Annotated in this window: 12 protein-coding genes and 1 pseudogene; 6 read left to right on the top strand and 7 right to left on the bottom strand. The window is 39.6% G+C overall.

Annotation, left to right across the window (positions count from 1 at the left end):
- Positions 1 to 54 precede the first annotated feature (54 nt).
- Positions 55 to 381, bottom strand: a pseudogene (locus ACM0OY_RS30000) (S-layer homology domain-containing protein); the annotation flags it as partial.
- Between the two features lie 450 nt (positions 382 to 831).
- Positions 832 to 1,515: a conjugal transfer protein TrbI gene (locus ACM0OY_RS29995; protein ID WP_414572419.1), complete on the bottom strand. Its 684-nt coding sequence runs from the start codon at positions 1,513 to 1,515 to the stop codon at positions 832 to 834.
- A 750-nt stretch (positions 1,516 to 2,265) separates the two neighbouring features.
- Between ACM0OY_RS29995 and ACM0OY_RS29990 the strand changes: the two genes are divergently transcribed.
- Positions 2,266 to 2,445: a hypothetical protein gene (locus tag ACM0OY_RS29990; RefSeq protein WP_096534951.1), complete on the top strand. Its 180-nt coding sequence runs from the start codon at positions 2,266 to 2,268 to the stop codon at positions 2,443 to 2,445.
- Positions 2,446 to 2,447: 2 nt separating this feature from the next.
- On the top strand, positions 2,448 to 2,735 hold the full coding sequence (locus ACM0OY_RS29985; RefSeq protein ID WP_414572418.1) for a hypothetical protein: 288 nt from the start codon (positions 2,448 to 2,450) through the stop codon (positions 2,733 to 2,735).
- A gap of 365 nt (positions 2,736 to 3,100) precedes the next feature.
- Here ACM0OY_RS29985 and ACM0OY_RS29980 read toward each other — a convergent pair whose 3' ends face one another.
- Positions 3,101 to 4,054 carry a class I SAM-dependent methyltransferase gene (locus ACM0OY_RS29980; RefSeq protein ID WP_414572417.1) on the bottom strand — a complete coding sequence of 318 codons (954 nt, stop codon included), beginning with the start codon at positions 4,052 to 4,054 and terminating at the stop codon, positions 3,101 to 3,103.
- 701 nt (positions 4,055 to 4,755) lie between these two features.
- Here ACM0OY_RS29980 and sbcC point away from each other — a divergent pair.
- The gene (gene sbcC / locus ACM0OY_RS29975; RefSeq protein WP_414572416.1) at positions 4,756 to 7,782 is read left to right on the top strand and encodes an exonuclease subunit SbcC; all 3,027 of its coding nucleotides are present in this window, start codon (positions 4,756 to 4,758) and stop codon (positions 7,780 to 7,782) included.
- Here sbcC and ACM0OY_RS29970 read toward each other — a convergent pair.
- The 3 genes from ACM0OY_RS29970 to ACM0OY_RS29960 form a co-directional block, all read right to left on the bottom strand.
- Positions 7,779 to 9,182, bottom strand: coding sequence for a peptidoglycan-binding domain-containing protein (locus ACM0OY_RS29970; protein WP_414572415.1), 1,404 nt, complete (start codon positions 9,180 to 9,182; stop codon positions 7,779 to 7,781). The two genes, sbcC and ACM0OY_RS29970, sit on opposite strands and share 4 nt — an antisense overlap.
- Before the next feature lie 298 nt (positions 9,183 to 9,480).
- On the bottom strand, positions 9,481 to 9,990 hold the full coding sequence (locus ACM0OY_RS29965) for an SH3 domain-containing protein (RefSeq protein ID WP_414572414.1): 510 nt from the start codon (positions 9,988 to 9,990) through the stop codon (positions 9,481 to 9,483).
- Between the two features lie 333 nt (positions 9,991 to 10,323).
- Positions 10,324 to 11,835: an AAA family ATPase gene (locus tag ACM0OY_RS29960; RefSeq protein WP_414572413.1), complete on the bottom strand. Its 1,512-nt coding sequence runs from the start codon at positions 11,833 to 11,835 to the stop codon at positions 10,324 to 10,326.
- A 319-nt stretch (positions 11,836 to 12,154) separates the two neighbouring features.
- Between ACM0OY_RS29960 and ACM0OY_RS29955 the strand changes: the two genes are divergently transcribed.
- The 3 genes from ACM0OY_RS29955 to ACM0OY_RS29945 are packed head-to-tail and all read left to right on the top strand — an operon-like array spanning position 12,155 to position 16,679.
- Positions 12,155 to 14,398, top strand: a complete 2,244-nt coding sequence (locus ACM0OY_RS29955) for a hypothetical protein (RefSeq protein ID WP_414572412.1) — start codon at positions 12,155 to 12,157, stop codon at positions 14,396 to 14,398.
- 15 nt (positions 14,399 to 14,413) lie between these two features.
- Complete coding sequence (locus tag ACM0OY_RS29950; RefSeq protein WP_414572411.1) at positions 14,414 to 15,691, top strand: TRAFAC clade GTPase domain-containing protein; 1,278 nt, start codon at positions 14,414 to 14,416, stop codon at positions 15,689 to 15,691.
- Between the two features lie 22 nt (positions 15,692 to 15,713).
- Complete coding sequence (locus tag ACM0OY_RS29945; RefSeq protein WP_414572410.1) at positions 15,714 to 16,679, top strand: hypothetical protein; 966 nt, start codon at positions 15,714 to 15,716, stop codon at positions 16,677 to 16,679.
- A gap of 630 nt (positions 16,680 to 17,309) precedes the next feature.
- Here the strand turns inward: ACM0OY_RS29945 and ACM0OY_RS29940 are convergent.
- Positions 17,310 to 17,828 carry a YceD family protein gene (locus ACM0OY_RS29940; RefSeq protein ID WP_414572409.1) on the bottom strand — a complete coding sequence of 173 codons (519 nt, stop codon included), beginning with the start codon at positions 17,826 to 17,828 and terminating at the stop codon, positions 17,310 to 17,312.
- Positions 17,829 to 17,914: the final 86 nt, after the last annotated feature.

The following is a 17,914-nucleotide window of genomic DNA, read 5'->3' as shown; positions in this document are numbered from 1 at the left end:
CCGCTCTGGTTAAATTTTCGTTACATACTTATAAATTTTCCCGCCGACTTACTTAGATGCCCAATAATTGCTAGGCACATCAGAAAAATTAATTGGCGATCGCTGTTGTGCTTTTTGGAAAGCTTTGTTGACCATAGCAGCAAATTGAGCGCGTGTTACTGCTTCTTCAGGACGGAAAGTACCATCAGGAAATCCGGCAATTACACCTCGTTGTGATAATTGTTGAATAAAATTTGCTGCCCAATAATTAGATGAAACATCAGAAAAAGTAGTTTGAGCAAAAGAAGGTGCAGCTGTCACAAAGGGTGCTACAGTTCCAACTGTAACGCTTAAAGCCATGAGTGCAGCTGTTCCAGATTGCCAACGATTTAAAGTAAACATTGCTTTTTTACTCCATTAAAATTATGTTTTCTACTGTTAATTATCTAGACATTTTCTCAAGTTTTAGGTTCCCATTGATTGAGCTTTTTTGTAAGCAATATTGATTCAAAAATACGACTAGAATCAAAAAATGTCTGCTGCAAAAATAGCTAGATAATAGGGTAATTAGCCTTTTAACGATTAGCATTATTCGATAAAGCACATTTCAACGAAGGTGAAGTACACAAGCTAAATCTGATGAGTAGATATAAACCTTGTTTTACTTCTAGACGCTGAATACTGCAATGATTCGCAAAACTCTAGATACCCTTTAAGACGATACAGAGATGGAATAGTTGCGCGAAAATAGATTTGTTGGGGTTCAAAATGAAGGCGATCGCACACTATAGTTAAAGTGGCGATCGCCTATGAGTGATAATTAAATTCACGACTTGAATAAAGTTAAACCTATTAACGGTATAAGGTTAAGTTAGAATTCAGTGTCAGTCTCAAATCTTGTGCAGGTTTGATAACAAACGCATTCGTTTCTTTTTTCCGTAACAGGACACTTGCTCCTGCACCCGCAGCCGCACCAATCACAGGTTTTAAATCATCAACTCTGTTATTACCAGTAATTAGTGAACCCAAAAGACCAGCACCTGCACCAATACCTGCATCAGTTAACACTTGACCTGTGCTAGGCCCTTGTTTAACTCTTTGAGTTGTGGTGTATGTCCGAGAAGTTGCATTAATTGACTGACGGCGACCATTAGAAAATTCTAATTCTTGAGCTACAAACCGCACGCCTTTTCCTTGGTTATCATCATTTTGTGAATAACCATCCAGATCAACAGGTTCTAGGCGTCCTATTACTTTAGTACCAGCGGGAATCAAGACGTTTCTATTCCTGTCAGTAATGTTATTCGCGATTCTCAAGGTTATGGATTTACTTTCCCCAGGAACGATAGTAATTGTTTCTTTTTCGTAGTTAACAGGAAGATTCACTCCCGAAGGAATGGTAACGTTTCCATATTGCCCAACATTGTATTGTGCATTAGCAGGAGCAAAGGGAATCATGGGGGTAATGACGCTGGTGGTAACGGCCATTGCCATGAGTGCAGCAGTTCCGGATTTCCATTGATGTAGACGAGTCATAGGTGAGTTGACCTTTATGTATGTTATGTGTGTAATGACGACGGTTTACTGAGTTTGTTTCAGACTATTCTTGAACGTGACTTTAGGCATATTCCGAAGGCAAAAGTACTTATTTGACTCGAGTATGTGCGTAGACCTAGCCTATTAGGAGATATCACTCGCTAGGATTCTTATTATGCTAATGTGCGTTACTAAATAGGAGGTGAGATACTCTTAATGACGCCAAATTAGTTTAATTGTTTCCTGACTTTGTTTTATTGCTTACGTCCACATACTTACGCCATTGCGAACTATTACTTCCATTCTATAAGACTTGTATTTGATTTTTTCTAACTCGAAAAGCTTCTTCTCGATTCCTGTATAGACAAGGGTTAATCGCGTCTGTATCTGCTAAACCAAGTAAGTTCAAAAATCAAAGCCGATTACTATATAGCAATCCTATTTGAGTTGTGAAAAATATCAGTGTTGGCTGTTAACTGTCAACTGTTAACAGCCAACACTCAACGGTCAACAGCTTGGACATTACTGTAGGGTGCGTTAGGATGAAATCCGTAAAGCACCATTATGCTTGGATTTGATATTTTACTCTCGGCGCTAACACAACGCTAGTTCACTCAAGTGGGGAAACCCGCCCACGTGACTGGCTCCCCTACGTATTTTTTCAAAAATTAAATAGTAGTTCTATAGGACTTGGGAAATACTTTTTCTTTCCTTTAGAATTACTAAAGCCAATTTTTAGAGTAATTCCTGATGGAACCGAGTGAAGCACAATACTTAATTATTAACGCACTGACTACCCTAGATTTACTCGGTAATACGTTCTATGATGAAGATAGTGGCAATTGGTATATAAATACGCCTAGCCCTGTCTTGCCGATTGCTATGATTTTGCAAAATGGTGATATTGTTCCAACTAGTTGGGACTTGTAATTATGGCAAATTGGACTGAAGAGCAAAAACAAAAATATGCAAGGTTCCAAGAAATTTTAGAGGTTGGGAAGCAGCGTTATGTAGAAGCTGGTGGTAATCCTAGATATTATCGAGCAGGTTTCAAAGGTCAGGATTACTTGACAGATGGAGAGAGGAAAGAAGCAACCAGAATCATGCGACAAATGTTTGGTATTTCCATCGCGAATGGTTATGTTTATTGTCAAGGGCGTTCTTGGGAGTTACCTGAAAATTTACCATTAGATAAAAAGCAAGTGGAAGCCGATTCTTAAATTGGTAGTTTTAGCAACTGATGTCACAGTTGAATTATCTGTGAAATATAAAAATAAACTATCTGCTAGATGAGTGTTCCAGATTGCTGCTGGCGCTGTTTAATCTCTGCGATCGCTCGCTAGTAGTAATGTATCTTCTATTGACTGCTGCGCTTCACGGCTGACATAACAATAGTTATTTAGTCTAATATCATGTTCGGGTGAAGACTTATCATTAGGACTGACGCGGAAGGGGACGCTCTGACGCGGAGAAATTTTAATAATAAGTGATTATCCGAACTTGATATAACGCACCATCTTGTATGGCGGTGCGTTAGCGCTTTAGCTTAACGCACCCTAATTAAGATTTACTTTATAAATGCTCTCTAAGATTTCTTTCTGGCGATCGCCTGTGTTAACATTCGTGGCAGCCAAGAAAGATAATAATATAATTGGTCTACGTGACTATACAGCGACAATAACTTTGCTTGATTTAATAAAGTATTTGGTCGGAGTGATTTGAGCATTTTTCCAGATTTATCTTCCGTCAAATTTGGGATTGAACCACTAACATAATACTTTTGTAAATGTGGAGGTAAGCGCCAGTTAATTTCAGGATCTGGTTGATGTATTACTGGTTCAACATTTCCGCGCCATGCAACTCCCATGATTTGCATAGTTTGATACACCATTGTGTTCCAGCCTTTGTTTTTCAAGTAGTCCAATCCTTCACCAACATCGGGAGAAGCTAAATCGTGAAATAAAATTAATGCATCTTGTTCGGCAAATTGTTCGCAAATCATTACATCATTGACTGGCGCTGGTGCTTCGTGATGACCATCTATAAATATCAATGACCATTTACGTTGAAATTTATTTGCTAATTCTTCTACTGCTTGAGGGCTATATCCTGGTACGAGATTTACGGATTCTTTGACGCCCGCAGACTTGAGTGAATCTGTGACGCTTTCATAAAATAGTTCTGTGGATAGCATCGGATCGATAACATCTAGCTGCACTCCTCCTAAAGCTAAATGACAAGCTGACCAACCCATCCAACAACCTATTTCTAAAGCTTTTTTCCCCTGAAATTTTAAGGCTGTGTTGTACAGAATATGAGCTTCATCCCTGCTGACAAATCCTGTACCCTGCTGTCGTCGATCTACGTACCAATTATGAGCAATATCCCGCCGCAGATAAAACCAAAAACTATCATATGTATTTCCCAAAATCATATTAGGAAAACATGAATCTGGCTGAATAATAGAAAATCCTGGTGAAACGTAATCTCCCTCCGGCAAGAATTCGCCTTTTATCACTTTTACTGTTTTTTCAATCATCGGGTTACTGCCTGAGTATCTGAAATTTCGGATGTTAATCGCAATGCAACTTCACCAACTTCTCGAAAAGCAAACGCAAAGCGTTACTGGTGATGTGGTTGGTTTAGTACTTGGAGAATAGCAAAGCGATCGCCAGGATATCATCTCAGCACTACACTTGTGCTGATTTTAACTACCAAATTGGCAATTTATCCCCATCGCATACAGAACTTTCTCATTGCTCTAGGTAAATATATTGGACTGTTGATACTTCGGTCAAGTAGTCCGTCGGGGAGTAGTTAAAGACGCGATTAACTCTTGTCTGTCTGTACGGGGTAGGGAATCGAGTTGACGGCGAGTTTTTTCACGCAATCAAATAGGACTCTCATACTAAGTTGCGTTCAGAAATAGCATCTAGAAATAAAGAATATGCGAAAATAGTATCTCCTTCATCTGTGTCATCCACCTCATCCTCCCCATCTCTTTTCATTTTTTATTCTCCGTCAGCGCCAGGAAATAAAGGGGAGTCTCTACGACTGTTTAATTTTTCTCTGAATAGAGCAAAAATTATTCATGCAACAAGAAAAACTCAATCATGAAATTGTAAATTTTTGTAAATTTGATGTCTTCAAGACTAGAAACCTGATATCTAGATAGCTAAACTAACAAACAGTGCATCTGTACTCTTAATGATTAAAAGTAGATGTGGCGCCATAGCGTGAATGATCCCAGTACAACTTATCCTCAAAAACTTCCTTAGTTACCGTGATGCAACTTTAGATTTTCGCGGTTTGCACACGGCTTGTATTTCTGGTTCCAATGGTGCGGGTAAATCTTCTCTTTTAGAAGCAATCACTTGGGCAATTTGGGGTGAAAGCCGCGCCAGTGCTGAAGATGATGTTATTTATTCTGGTGCCAAAGAAGTTCGGGTTGATTTTATTTTCCAAAGTAATCAGCAAACATATCGAGTAATTCGCACTCGAATTCGGGGAGCTAGTAGCGTCCTCGAATTTCAAATAGAAACACCCTCTGGGTTTCGCCCACTCACTGGTAAAGGGGTCAGGGCAACCCAAGATTCGATATTAGAACGCATTAAACTCGATTACGATACTTTTATTAATTCTGCCTATCTGCGTCAAGGTCGTGCAGATGAATTCATGCTCAAACGGCCCGCGGAACGCAAAGAAATTTTAGCAGAGTTGTTGAAACTCAATCAGTATGATGATTTGGAAGAACGGGCAAAGGAATCTTCTCGTCAGTTTAAAGCACGGGGGGAGGAACTAGAGCGTTCTTTGGATTCGATTAAAATTCAGCTGCAACAACGCCAGACTACCGAAGCGCAAAGAGAACAGTTAGAAGCTGAACTCAATCAATTACAACAAGTACAAGCTTTTGACAATATTCAATTACAAAGTTTGCAAGTTATCCAGCACCAGCGCCAAAATTGGGAACAACAATTGAGCTTTGTCAAGCAGCAATATCAAAATCTTAACCAAGACTGCGATCGCCTGCAACAAGAGCAGTTAGCGGTCGGGAGTCAGCTATCAGATTTAGAAAAAATCTTACATCAAGAAGCTGAGATTAAGGCTGGATACGCCCAATATCAAAGTCTGCAATCTCAAGAAGAAGCGATGAGCGCCAAATTTGAAGAATATAGCCGCGCTGGGCAAACTCGCCAACAAAAGCAACAACAACTTACCAAACAAATTCAGGAAATCGAACGCCAACTACAACAAGCCCAAGCCCAACTCGAAGCTTTGCAGCAACAAGAGCGAGAAATTCAGCAAACTCTCACCAAATCAGGTGAAGTTGAAGCTGCTTTGTCACAACTAGGTGCAGCACGTCACCATCTTGCTCATTTAGATCAATTGCAAATGCAGGTGACTCCTTTGTTGCAACAACGAGCAGCTTTACAAAGCCAATTAGATCGGACTCATGCTGGTTTGGTAGCGCGACTCGAACAACTGCAAAATACAGAAAACCAATTGCAACGCCAACAACGGCGCCAACCGCAATTGCAACAAGCGGTGATGGATGTAGCAATCCAAATTGAGGAATTGGAGAAAAAGCGGGTTTATCTGCAACGAGTTCAGGAAAAAGGGCAAGAAAGGCGTCATTTTATTGAACGTCTACAAGCTCACCAACGGGATTATGAAAAACTGCTGGGAGAATTAGAGCAAAAACTCCAAATGCTCCAAAATCCCGATGCTCTTTGTCCTTTGTGCGAACGTCCTTTAGACGAACATCACTGGAGCCGTGTAGTGGAAAAAACCCAAACTGAGTTGGATGATACTCAAGGACAGTTTTGGGTAGTGCGGGAACAAATGGCTGTCTCAGATAGAGAAATTCAGGTACTGAGGCAGGAATATCGGGAAATATCGCAGCAATTAGCGATTTACGACGGTTTACGCGAACAACGCGGACAATTGGCAGCACAGTTAGAAGCGACGACTGATGTCCAACATCAATTAGAACAAATTGCTGCTGAAAAACAACATTTAGAGCGATCGCTACAAGCAGGTGATTACGCTCCCGATAAACAAGCCGAACTGCGAAGGCTAGACCAATATCTGCAACAAGTTAATTATAATGAGCAAGACCACGCCCTAGCTCGCAGCGAAGTTGAGCGTTGGCGCTGGGCAGAAATTAAACAAAGCCAGATTAAAGACGCTACTAAGCGACAAGCGCAACTAGCAGCCCGAAAGCCAGAACTAATAGCTACTATTGCCGAATTAGAAGCCAGAATCCACCAAGAACAAACTGATTCTGAATGTGCCAAACAAATTGCGGCTTTGGAACGTCACATTATTGAAATTGGCTACAGTTTGGAGCTGCACAATAACCTCCGCATAGCTGTCAAGAAAGCTCAATCTTGGCATTTGCGGTATCAGCAACTTTTAGCAGCCCAGCAGCAGTATCCCCAACTTCAGACGAGATTACAAGAATTAGAGGACTCTAGAGGCGTCAGAATAACGGAGCGACAAAAACTCGCCAGCCAAATCGAAAGCATTATCGAGCAATTACAAGCAACAGCCAATCCATCTGCCCAAATTCAAGCCCTAGAGCAGCAGCTAGCAATACGCAGACGCCAACTCGATGAGCAAATAGCTAAATTGGGGCGTTTAGAACAGTTAGCGCATCAACTCCAAACGCTGCAAATCCAGTACGAACAACAGTACAAACAATTACAATCTTGCAAACAGGAACACCGTGTTTATCAGGAATTAGCGCAGGCTTTTGGTAAAAATGGTATCCAAGCATTGATGATTGAAAATGTGTTACCTCAACTGGAAGCTGAGACAAATCAATTACTTTCACGGTTGAGTGCTAATCAATTTCATGTACAATTTATTACTCAAAAAGCTGGGCGGAATGGTAAATCAACCAAAAAAAATGCCAAGTTAATAGACACCTTGGATATTTTAATCGCCGATTCCAGAGGAACGCGGTCTTATGAAACTTATTCTGGTGGAGAAGCTTTTAGAATTAACTTTGCCATCCGCTTAGCCTTGGCAAAATTATTAGCGCAACGGGCGGGGGCGGCGTTGCAATTGTTGATTGTGGATGAGGGTTTTGGTACACAGGACGCTGAAGGATGTGATCGCTTAGTTGCAGCGATTAATGCGATCGCTTCTGATTTCGCTTGCATCCTCACTGTCACTCATATGCCCCACCTCAAAGAAGCTTTCCAAGCGAGGATTGAGGTGAATAAAACTCAGCAAGGTTCACAGTTGAGTTTGTCAATTTAATTGTATTTTACTCTTGCATCCAGACCATAGGAGCGTAGCATTTTGGTTATCCTTTCTGCTTCGGCGCGATCGCTAAATGCTCCAGCATTCACATAATCCCCTAGATTTGATTGCTCTGTCACAGCACTAGGTATATACTGTTGCACTTTAGTGAGAGTATCATTACTGAAAATCGGCACAATAACTGTATACCGATTGTTACCAGCTAAGACGTTGCCGTTAGTTTCAGCTGATAAATAGTCATTAGTACCAGGTACTACATAACGACTAGTTTCCACAGAATTGCCCACATTTGAGTTATTCAATCCTAATGCTTCCCAAGTTTGCCAATCTACATTTCCAGTAGAATTGAGTCGAGCAGATTGCTGGAACGCAATCACGGATTGTCTGGTGTAATCGCTGAAATAGCCGTCAGAATTCGCATTAGAAAAGCCCAATTGCCACAAACGGTCTTGAACTAATCTGACATTATCTGAGCGATCGCCAACAGTGAGATAATTTCTCGCTGGTTGTTGAGTAGCATATCCACCAGCTGAGGCTCTACGTACTGCTGCCAAAACTTGGGCATTGACTGTGCCATTCACAGGTAGCCTATAATCTTGTTGGAATTTGGCGATCGCTTCTCTGGTAATCGGGCCAGTAGTCCCAGTGGGATTAGCTTTAAAATAACCTAATTGTCGTAAACGCTCTTGCAGTTCTCTAATTTGTTGACTGGAAAGACTCGATTTGGCTGGAGCCGGAGAAGAACCCAGTAGTGCGTTCCAAGTTTGCTGACCGACAGTTCCAGTGGTAGATATACCAGCATTACGCTGGAATGCAATCACAGCATCTTTAGTAATTCGCCCAAAATTTCCTGTGGGATTAGCATTAAAGTAACCACGTTGCTTGAGACGCTGTTGCAACTTAGTCACCGCTGCACCAGTGCTACCTTGAGAGAGAGTAGGATATTGATTTACTGCCGATGGCGAATTTCGATTAACATTCCTACTAGAGGTTTTACTCTGGCACGCTCTTTGCAACGCTCTTTGAGTACTAGGGCCTATAAACCCCACCGCAGGTAATCTATTGGCTTGCTGAAATTTGATGACAGCATTCTGAGTCAAAGTAGCAAACTTGCCTGTCACCGGGCCTTTAAAGTAGCCTAACTTTTTTAAACATCTTTGGCTATTGGCAACTTGTGAACCATTACTTCCAATTTTCTGAAGTGCTAAAACTTCCCCAGCAACACTGAGAATTCCCATAGTCAATGCTACAGACAACAGACGCATCGCAACAGAGCTAGGTAAATTTTTCCAATTCAAAAATTTTAAAATAATCGGCAGATGAACAACCTTGATACTTTCGGATGCCTCAAAGGCTGAGGCTAGCTCAGTTAAAGAGCTATCTACCCCTATTTTCACTTGTTTTTTTTCAAGTTATGACATACAAGATTATACCATTGAGTAAGTGTAATATTTATTTTTTGTATGATTCTTTACAACTAATTAACGTGTGGAGTAGGGAGATGGGGAGGCAGGGGGCAGGGGAGGCAGGGGAGACAAAAACAGAAGTCTGAGTGGAGGTTTCCGACCATCGGAACTTCTCCTAAGGGAGACGCTGCGCGAACGTAGGGCAAGGTGACAATTTGCAACAATTCTTTCCCCTTGTCCCCAATTCTCCTTGTCTCCTTGTCCTCTTTCTATGCCCCATGCCCCATACCTATTGTTCATCAGTTTTTTCAGTATTACCTGCTTTGACCCAACCTTCTTGTCCGCTATCTTCCAAACGGATTTTTTGCCAAGCTTTATCTTCGCTTTCTTCCAAGACAATAATTTTCTGATTAAAACCAACGCCACCAATACGTTCAGCATCTTGATTTGGTTGTGCCCGCAAACTCAAACCATCAGCCCAACTCACACGGCCTCGGTAAGCTCCTGATGGCAATGGTGTTGGCGATGGGGTAGGTTGAGGTGATTCAGTGGAGGTGGGAGTAGGGGTTGGACTGGAAGGTGATTTAGTGGAGGTGGGTGTAGAGGTGGGTTTACCTCCAGGCTCAGTTGCTTTTGGAGCTTGGGCTTTCACCGAGGGGCTATCATTCGAGAAAATCGGTTTGGCAGGGGGTATGCCGGTGCGATTCATGAAATAAAGTGCAACTGCAACACCGCTACCAATTAATACAGCGATCGCTAAGAAAAAGCCAAGTATATACTTTACCAAGCCAGACAACATAATTAATACCTGATTATCAAGGGGTCAATCAATTTTAGATTTTGCGAAAAGTTTGAGCGCCGGCTTCCGGCGATCAAAGCTTTTTAAGACGGATTTTGGATTGGAACAGACCACAAAGGGACGCAGTGTGGTTTGTTCCAATCGATTATTCTAGCTGCCACTCTGTTATACCAATTTGGAAAATGAATGCAACAGATGGATTCATAGAACTCTTTAAAACAGAGAAATTCCCAATCCAAAATCCTTCGACTGAGGGTAGCCGTACTCCTACGGAGAAGCAAGCTACGCGTAGCGTTCCGCAGGAAAGTCTAAAATCTCAAATCCAAAATCGTATTAGCGTAACTTACCGAAGCTATCGCTCAAAGGACTGTGTTTCGATGCTAAACGCGCTCTCCCCGCAGCAGCCCATTCCTGAAGTTGCTGAATTTGCTCTACGGCGGTTCGTGCCAAGGGGATAATTTGACTGGCAGCCTCTAAAATATCGTCTTTAGTAAAATCGCGGTTTTGGCTAAATCCAATGTGCATGGCTTCAATTAAAGTTTGCTCAATTTCTGCCCCAGAAAAATCTGGTGTCTCGTATGCTAACCTGTCGATGTCATAACTTTTTAGGTTATGGGGGCGCAGTCGGGATAAATGAACATTAAAAATTGCTTTTCTCTCTTCTTGGGTGGGCAAACCGACAAAGAAAATTTCATCAAATCGCCCTTTACGCAGCATTTCTGGCGGTAGGGCTTGGATATCGTTGGCGGTGGCGACGACAAACACGGGTGAGGTTTTTTCGGCTAGCCAGTTAATAAATGTGCCAAATACACGGCTAGTGGTGCCTGCATCACCTTTGCTACCAAGCCCCGAAAAGGCTTTATCTATTTCATCAATCCATAAAATACAGGGGGCGAGGGCTTCAGCTACCTGAATCATTTGGCGGGTACGAGATTCTGACTCGCCCACCAAACCACCAAATAACCGCCCGACATCCAAACGTAGCAAGGGTAAATGCCAGTGATGAGCGATCGCTTTTGCCGTTAACGATTTACCAGTTCCCTGAATACCCACCAACATTAAACCACGGGGGTGCGGTAATCCGTACTGCCTTGCCCGTTGGCTAAAAGAGCCTCCCCGACGAATCAGCCAATCTTTCAAGTTATCTAGTCCGCCGATATCAGAAATTTGCTCAGTGGCGGGGTAGAAGTCCAGGATTTGGGTTTGGCGGATAGTTTGACGTTTTTCTTCCAAAACGAGATCCACGTCTTCAGGCTGCAATTCCCCGTGGCTAGCGATCGCTCTGGCCAAAACCCGCCGAATCCGTTCCATCGAAAGTCCTTGACAAGAACGCACTAAGTCATCCAAAACTTTGCCAGAAAGGGAGTTCCCAGTACTTTGCAGTAAGCGTTCTATCTCAGTTTTAATTTCTGGGGCGTTGGGTAAAGGAAATTCGACGACTGTCAACACTTCGGTTAAATCGTCAGGAATGGCGATGCGCGGCGATAGCAGTACAATATTTTTTGGTTGCGACTTGAGGAGTCTGGCGAGGTTGCGGAGTTTGCGGGCGATCGCCACATCATCTAAAAAGCGATGATAATCTCGTAAAATCAATACTGCTGGCGCTGAGGCTGGTAATTTTTCCACGAATTCCAAAGCTTGCAGTGGGTTACGTCGCCCAAACCCTGCATCATTGGGATTTCCCTGATAACCATCGACAAAATCCCAAGTATACACTGGGCGATTGCCTTGGTTTGCTGCTTCTTCCCGGATAGATGTTTCTACTCGTTCTTCTTCATAGGTGGGAATATAAATTAAGGGGTAGCGGGCGCGTAGCAGTAGTTTAAACTCATCACGGAAGTTCATATGTAACTGTGGTTATTAGTTCTTCTCTCATTGTTGAGGTTTGTATTGTTTCTCACAACTTTATTACTTTCTCAGACCTGAATTCTGACATCAATATACTGAATGTAAAATATGACTCTCTAACTAGCGGTATGCTATTAGTGAAAAATCTCAATAACTCAATTAGTTATAAGCTTTGATATATCAGAGTTATAGAGTATTTTTCTCAAACATCGTCTTATGGCATAGCCAATCTCAGAATTTTCCCTGCTTTTTACATACTTCTTAACGTCGTATTTCATAATACACTTAGAGATAGCCACCTAAATCAAGTTATCCGATGGACAGAACCACACTCATTACTACCATTATTCAGAAGCGTCAGCCCCTTGCTCAGAGGATTGAACTGGTAGAAGGGAACTTGAAAACTCTTTCCACATCCTTGCATCAAGTGGAGGAGTACCGCAATCATCTTCTAAAACAAGTTGACGAGCCGAATGTTATTGGAAGACTTGAAGAAATTAATTTTTCTAACATTCAGTTGACTATCGCTTCTGAGTTGGAAGCTTTAACTAAACTGAAAAACCGTTTTTCTCGCGATACTCTCAATATAGGTGTTGTGGGACGTGCTAGACAGGGAAAAAGCCGTCTCCTGCAAAGTTTAACCGGATTAAGTGCAGCAGAAATTCCTGATGGCGATCGCCAGCATTGTACAGGAGTTCGGAGTACAATTCACCATAATCCTAAGGTAGATACTTATGGAGAAGTGTGGTTTCATACGGAGCGATCGTTTTTAGATGATGTGATTGCTCCTTATTATGAAAAACTTCGTTTAGGTATAAAACCTATTACTTTAGAAGAATTTGCCAATAAACCCTTACCACAACTACCCCAAGATATCCCTGGCTATGCAACACCAGGGGCGATGTATGAACATTTAAAGCGATATCATACTCATCTCGATCAATATCGTCATCTCTTGAGAGAAACTTCCCCTCGAATTATTCAAAAAGATGATATTCGAGAATATGTTTCTCAAGACACTCCTGATGGCCAGCGGATTTTATTTAACTATTTAGCGGTTAAAGAAGTAAAAATTACGTGCAAATTTCCCAATGTTGATATTGGTAAAATTGCTTTAGTTGATATGCCAGGTTTAGGAGATACCGGGCTTGGAGATGAAGAAAGATTAATTCAAGCATTAGGAAAAGATATTGATTTTGTTTTATTTGTGAGAATGCCTAAATCTGCTGGAGATTACTGGGCAGATGTGGATGTTAAATTATACGATACTGCTCGTTCAGCATTAGTGGATTTGCCAGTTAACCTATGGTCATTTGTAGTACTCAATAGAACTAATGCTGAATCTAATAATGGGGATAATTTCAAAAACTGCCAAGATTTATTAAATACAGTAGAAGAAAAACATATCAACGTAGAAAAATGTTTGATTGCTAACTGTGCTAATAACACAGAAACAACTCAAACTTTAGATACAGTTTTAGATTATTTGACTAATAATCTGACTCTTCTCGATAAACAATACACTTCTACTTGCCAAAAACGTTTATTAGAAATTCATCAAGCCGCAAATGCTGAATTGAACAAAGCCAAAAGTGTCTTTAATCAAAATTTAGAAGACGATTCTCAAGAAATTGAAGAACTTTTTAGCGACTTATTCGGAGATAGTGACAATGGCTGGTGGAAAGATGTCGCGTTAGGACTTCAAACACTTAGAACAGAGCTTTGGTATCTACGTCAAACTCCCAATGAAGAGTTATATCATGGTGTCCTGAATGCAATTAAAAATTGCGAACAAAATAGAGGTATTTTATCATCAGAAAAAGCTCTAGAAGAGATTAATAATCGAATTATGATTATTAGTGCATTTAGAGCTTATCCTGATTACCAAGATGAACTGAGAGTATTTATCTCTCAGCGTTTTTTATCTTTAGATGAAAACCTCAAGCGGACAGTAGAATTAGTTAAAAATCAGGTTGTTAATGTTTTAAAACAAAAGGGACATTTAGATATCATAAGCAACGCCGAAGGTTCGGAATTTTTTAGTAAAATTTCTCAACTTATACCAGATCGTTTTACAAAGCTAAAAGCAGGATTTAGAATCATAGGAGATTTCCAGTTATCATATCGTGGTTTAATTCTTCCTCGTATTCGCCAACACTTAGATGGACTTACTAATATTAGTGCAATGACGGGTCAATCAGGAGGAATTTCGGAACAACAAGATAAAACACTTACTGTTTCTAAAGATACGACTGCCGAAGATATTTTCACTGCTTTGGAAATCGATTATGATAAAGCAATTAATACTATCAAACCAGCCATAGAAGAATTGCTGTGTGAACCTAACGAAGCTGCTCATGCAATGGTAGAGGAATTTATTGATAATATCATTCGTCAAAAAGATATTCAAAAAGAATGGAAAAATTTTCTCAGAGGAGTTCGTGGACAGATATGGTCAGAAATTTTTGGGAAAAAAGAAAGGGACAGAGAGATGAGAAAAAAATGGGTGGAATTAGTTAATCAAGTTAATCAACTTGAATCTTTTAATTTAGCTCAATAGTAGTAAGGAGAAATTATGACAGATGGAAATGAAGAATTAAAAATTATTATGGTTGCTCTAAGAGGAATGGGTAAAACCAGTCTTTTAGCAGCGATGCACGAAGAATTTCACAAAACTTTCGAGAGAGCAAATCTTCAAACTTGGGTAGATGATAACAATACATTACGTGCAATAGAAGAATGCAAATCTGTTTTGAGAAATATCGGTGCCAAATTAGAAAATCAAGTTACTCCTACACAGCCTAAAGACAACCCTTGGAATGACCAAGGTTTTAGCTTTGAGCTTGGTAGTAGTGGAAAAAAGTTTATGAAATTGAGGTTCACCGATCCTTCTGGTGAATACTTTAATCCAGATGCGACAGGTGAATACAAAGAATATGTAAAAAGGCAGTTAAATGAATGTGATGCTGTAGTAATTCCTATTGATGCTACCGCACTGATGCAAAAAAAGACGGGAAAAGTAAATAATGCCGAAATCGGTACATGGCATGAAGAAAAAAACAATTCTCAGCGTATTACTCAACTTTTAAAAGATGCTTATACTAATGTAACATCCCCTAGATTAGTAATTTTAGCCCCTGTAAAATGTGAAACTTATACTAAAACATCTAGAGATGCAGAGAGCTTACTATACCATGTCAAAATAGGATATAGTGAATTGCTCAATTTTTTGAAATCAGAATCTTTAATTGATAAGGTAGCTGTAGTAATAACTCCAGTCCAAACTATTGGAAATGTAGTTTTCAGTTATGCCAAGACTTATGACGATGGGTATACTAAATTTGAATACCATAAAACTCCTATTAACGCTCCCTACGAACCGAAAGATGGCGATCAACCGCTGCGATATATTTTATTATTTCTAATTAATGTTTTCTTAGAAAATAAAAAAGAAATTCTTCAAAAAGAACAACAGAAGTTAGAAACACTTACAAGTGAGCTTGGTAAGAATAAACAGGATTTAGAAGCTGCCAAAACAGAATTTGATAAAAAACAAAAACTCTTAAATGACCGTAATAAAATGTGGTGGCTAGCTAGAGATATATTCAATATTTTTGATGATAGAGAATCACCCTTTTATGAAGCAAAAGGACGATTTGAAGAAAAACAAAGTGAGCTTCGAGAAACCCAATCAAACTTTCAATTCACTTTGCTCAAAGTTGAAGCGACTCAAGAACAAATTAATGCATTCAACAATGCTTTATATAAATTTGCGATCGCTTGTAAAAATAATGATGGATTTGCAATTGTTCAAGGATATAAGTGGTTCCATGTTCCCCAGTCTATTTTCTAGTCAGTAACAAGGATGGTGAGTTATGAGTAACTTTGAAATTTATGTTAAAACGTCAGCACTGGGCGATACAGGTATTCATTGGCGTAGTATCGAGAGTGAAGAACATCAGCCTAGAAAAGATCCTAGTTTGATCAAACGCCAAGTTATTGGAGAAGAAAATGGTCAAATATCTATTGTTAATGACTTAATTGATGAAGTCAAACCTTCCCTACTTATATTAAGAGATAACGAGAATAAAAAGCTTTTATTAGAAATTACAGGAATTGAATCAGCCCAACGCTCTACTAGGCTGGGGCGAAAAGTTTTCAATTCTATTGTGTGGATAGCTGACGATATAGAAGAGAATGAAGTAGTCTTACGAAAGATTGCTTATAGTGCAATCCAGAATATTTTACAGAAAGATTTATCATTCAGTGAAATGATTGAAAAATCAGTAGAATTTTATGGATTAGAAGAATTTAGAGTCAATATAAAAAACATTAACGAATATATTGGGCATATTGAATCAGTTTATAGCCATCAATTTAGTGATAGAGAATCTTATCAGAAATATAAAATAGAACATAAAACTTCTGCAAGTTTAGAGAAGTTGGCAGAAGATCTGCGAAATTATAGTTTACCTAAAGAATGGTTGAATTGGGATGGAAAAACAAAAAACGATGGCGTTTTAATTGTTGTGACAGAAAATTTAGAAAAAAGAACTATTCTGCACAAAGCTAGTGTGTGGAGAGGTTTTGCAAATAATGTAGAAGAACCTGCAAGAGAAGTGGTTGAATTACCGCAAAAAAAAACGGAAGTATTACCTTCACCGGAGACATTACCGCCAGAACAACCTCAAGTACTCCGTCAGCCAATTCCAATTCTTTGGCGCATAATCATAATGTTGCTAGTGGGAGTAATAGTGATATTCTTCATAATCCTGGGATTTCCATCCCCAGTGCAAGCTCCACATCAACCGATGAAGAATCAACAGATTTATTACAAATAGATTGGAATTTTATCAACCAATGTCTAAAGACTTTCACAAATAAAAATATTTCTTTTTTATATGTTGTGGATAAACTAGAGATTGGAAACAATAATAATTTGTCTAAGTTAATTAAATTCTTGAAATACTATCATTTTTCCAACACATTCAATAGTACCAATAACCAAAAATACCACCAAAGTTACCGCATTTATAAAACAGATATAATTTCAAAAATAAATCATAAATTTTACAGAGTAAATGTTGAGAATAGCTCTAATAAATTAAATATTGATATTCTAAAAATACCAGAACACTTCCCAATGATTGAGAATTTTATTAGCTTACCTACTTTTGAACAAAAAAATATAATTTATCTAGCCTGGTTTATTTTATACTGCCAAAAATATAACTTTAATGATGAAAATGATTTTCATCATAAAATTTTGAAGTGTTACTATAACTTAATTAAAGATATTAAACTTCTATTTATCCATGAATAAACTTAGTATTAAATTGGTTGAATTTGCAATCGTATAGCTAGTAAAAAGCGATGGATTTTTACAAACTTCATATATTTATTTCCTGCCCATGCTATCTCTGTGGAGCTAATATTCCCAAAAGCGATCGCACAGGCGGGAAATCAAGCTGTTAGCCTGGAAGTTGCTTTTTCAATGCTTCCAAACCAGCCCAACGGTTATCAACTGGAGTTTCAGAAGTATCAGAACTATCAATAGTACTACTTGGAGGAATACCTGGACAATTGCGATCGCACAGCTGGCGTTGAGGTATTGCTAGGCACATCTGCTCATACAGCCATTCGCTGGGAGAAAAATAACCATCGGGTGGTAAACTTTCTACCAAATCTTCCATAGTCACTTCCCTTTCTAAAGGCAAGTCTTTTAGCTGATTTGCAGTTTCATCTAACCAGATGATTTCTTTTGTATCAAGCCCTAAACGGCGATTGTATTGCTGCAAACAGCGGTTGCAGGTGCAAGTAATAATTGTTTCTGCTTGACCGGACACTTCCAGGTAATTGCCATGATGTTGCACACGCACACGACCACGAACTGGTGTCAACGTTTCCAGACCAGGCAGAAATTCCTGAACTTGAATTTCCTCTGTCCGCTCCGATGCTCTAGTTAGCTGCGGAATATAAATTGCGTCCATAGGATTTGTGAGACATCCTCACGAAAATTTATCTTGATTATCAGCAATTGTGCTGATAATACATTTTTTATTTTATCTCTTAGGGA

Source organism: Nostoc sp. CCY 9925 (assembly GCF_963920935.1).
In the GTDB taxonomy this organism is placed as follows: Bacteria; Cyanobacteriota; Cyanobacteriia; order Cyanobacteriales; family Nostocaceae; genus Nostoc.
The sequence above is the reverse complement of the archived record's forward strand: the minus strand, read 5'-3'. Positions and strand labels throughout refer to the sequence as shown.

Bases quoted from the DNA above. Each gene is read 5' to 3' on its own strand.
- sbcC (WP_414572416.1), top strand. From the start codon at position 4,756: ATGATCCCAGTACAACTTATCCTCAAAAACTTCCTTAGTTACCGTGAT.
- ACM0OY_RS29965 (WP_414572414.1), bottom strand. From the start codon at position 9,990: ATGTTGTCTGGCTTGGTAAAGTATATACTTGGCTTTTTCTTAGCGATC.
- ACM0OY_RS29995 (WP_414572419.1), bottom strand. From the start codon at position 1,515: ATGACTCGTCTACATCAATGGAAATCCGGAACTGCTGCACTCATGGCA.
- ACM0OY_RS29955 (WP_414572412.1), top strand. From the start codon at position 12,155: ATGGACAGAACCACACTCATTACTACCATTATTCAGAAGCGTCAGCCC.
- ACM0OY_RS29940 (WP_414572409.1), bottom strand. From the start codon at position 17,828: ATGGACGCAATTTATATTCCGCAGCTAACTAGAGCATCGGAGCGGACA.
- ACM0OY_RS29960 (WP_414572413.1), bottom strand. From the start codon at position 11,835: ATGAACTTCCGTGATGAGTTTAAACTACTGCTACGCGCCCGCTACCCC.
- ACM0OY_RS29945 (WP_414572410.1), top strand. From the start codon at position 15,714: ATGAGTAACTTTGAAATTTATGTTAAAACGTCAGCACTGGGCGATACA.
- ACM0OY_RS29990 (WP_096534951.1), top strand. From the start codon at position 2,266: ATGGAACCGAGTGAAGCACAATACTTAATTATTAACGCACTGACTACC.
- ACM0OY_RS29950 (WP_414572411.1), top strand. From the start codon at position 14,414: ATGACAGATGGAAATGAAGAATTAAAAATTATTATGGTTGCTCTAAGA.
- ACM0OY_RS29980 (WP_414572417.1), bottom strand. From the start codon at position 4,054: ATGATTGAAAAAACAGTAAAAGTGATAAAAGGCGAATTCTTGCCGGAG.
- ACM0OY_RS29985 (WP_414572418.1), top strand. From the start codon at position 2,448: ATGGCAAATTGGACTGAAGAGCAAAAACAAAAATATGCAAGGTTCCAA.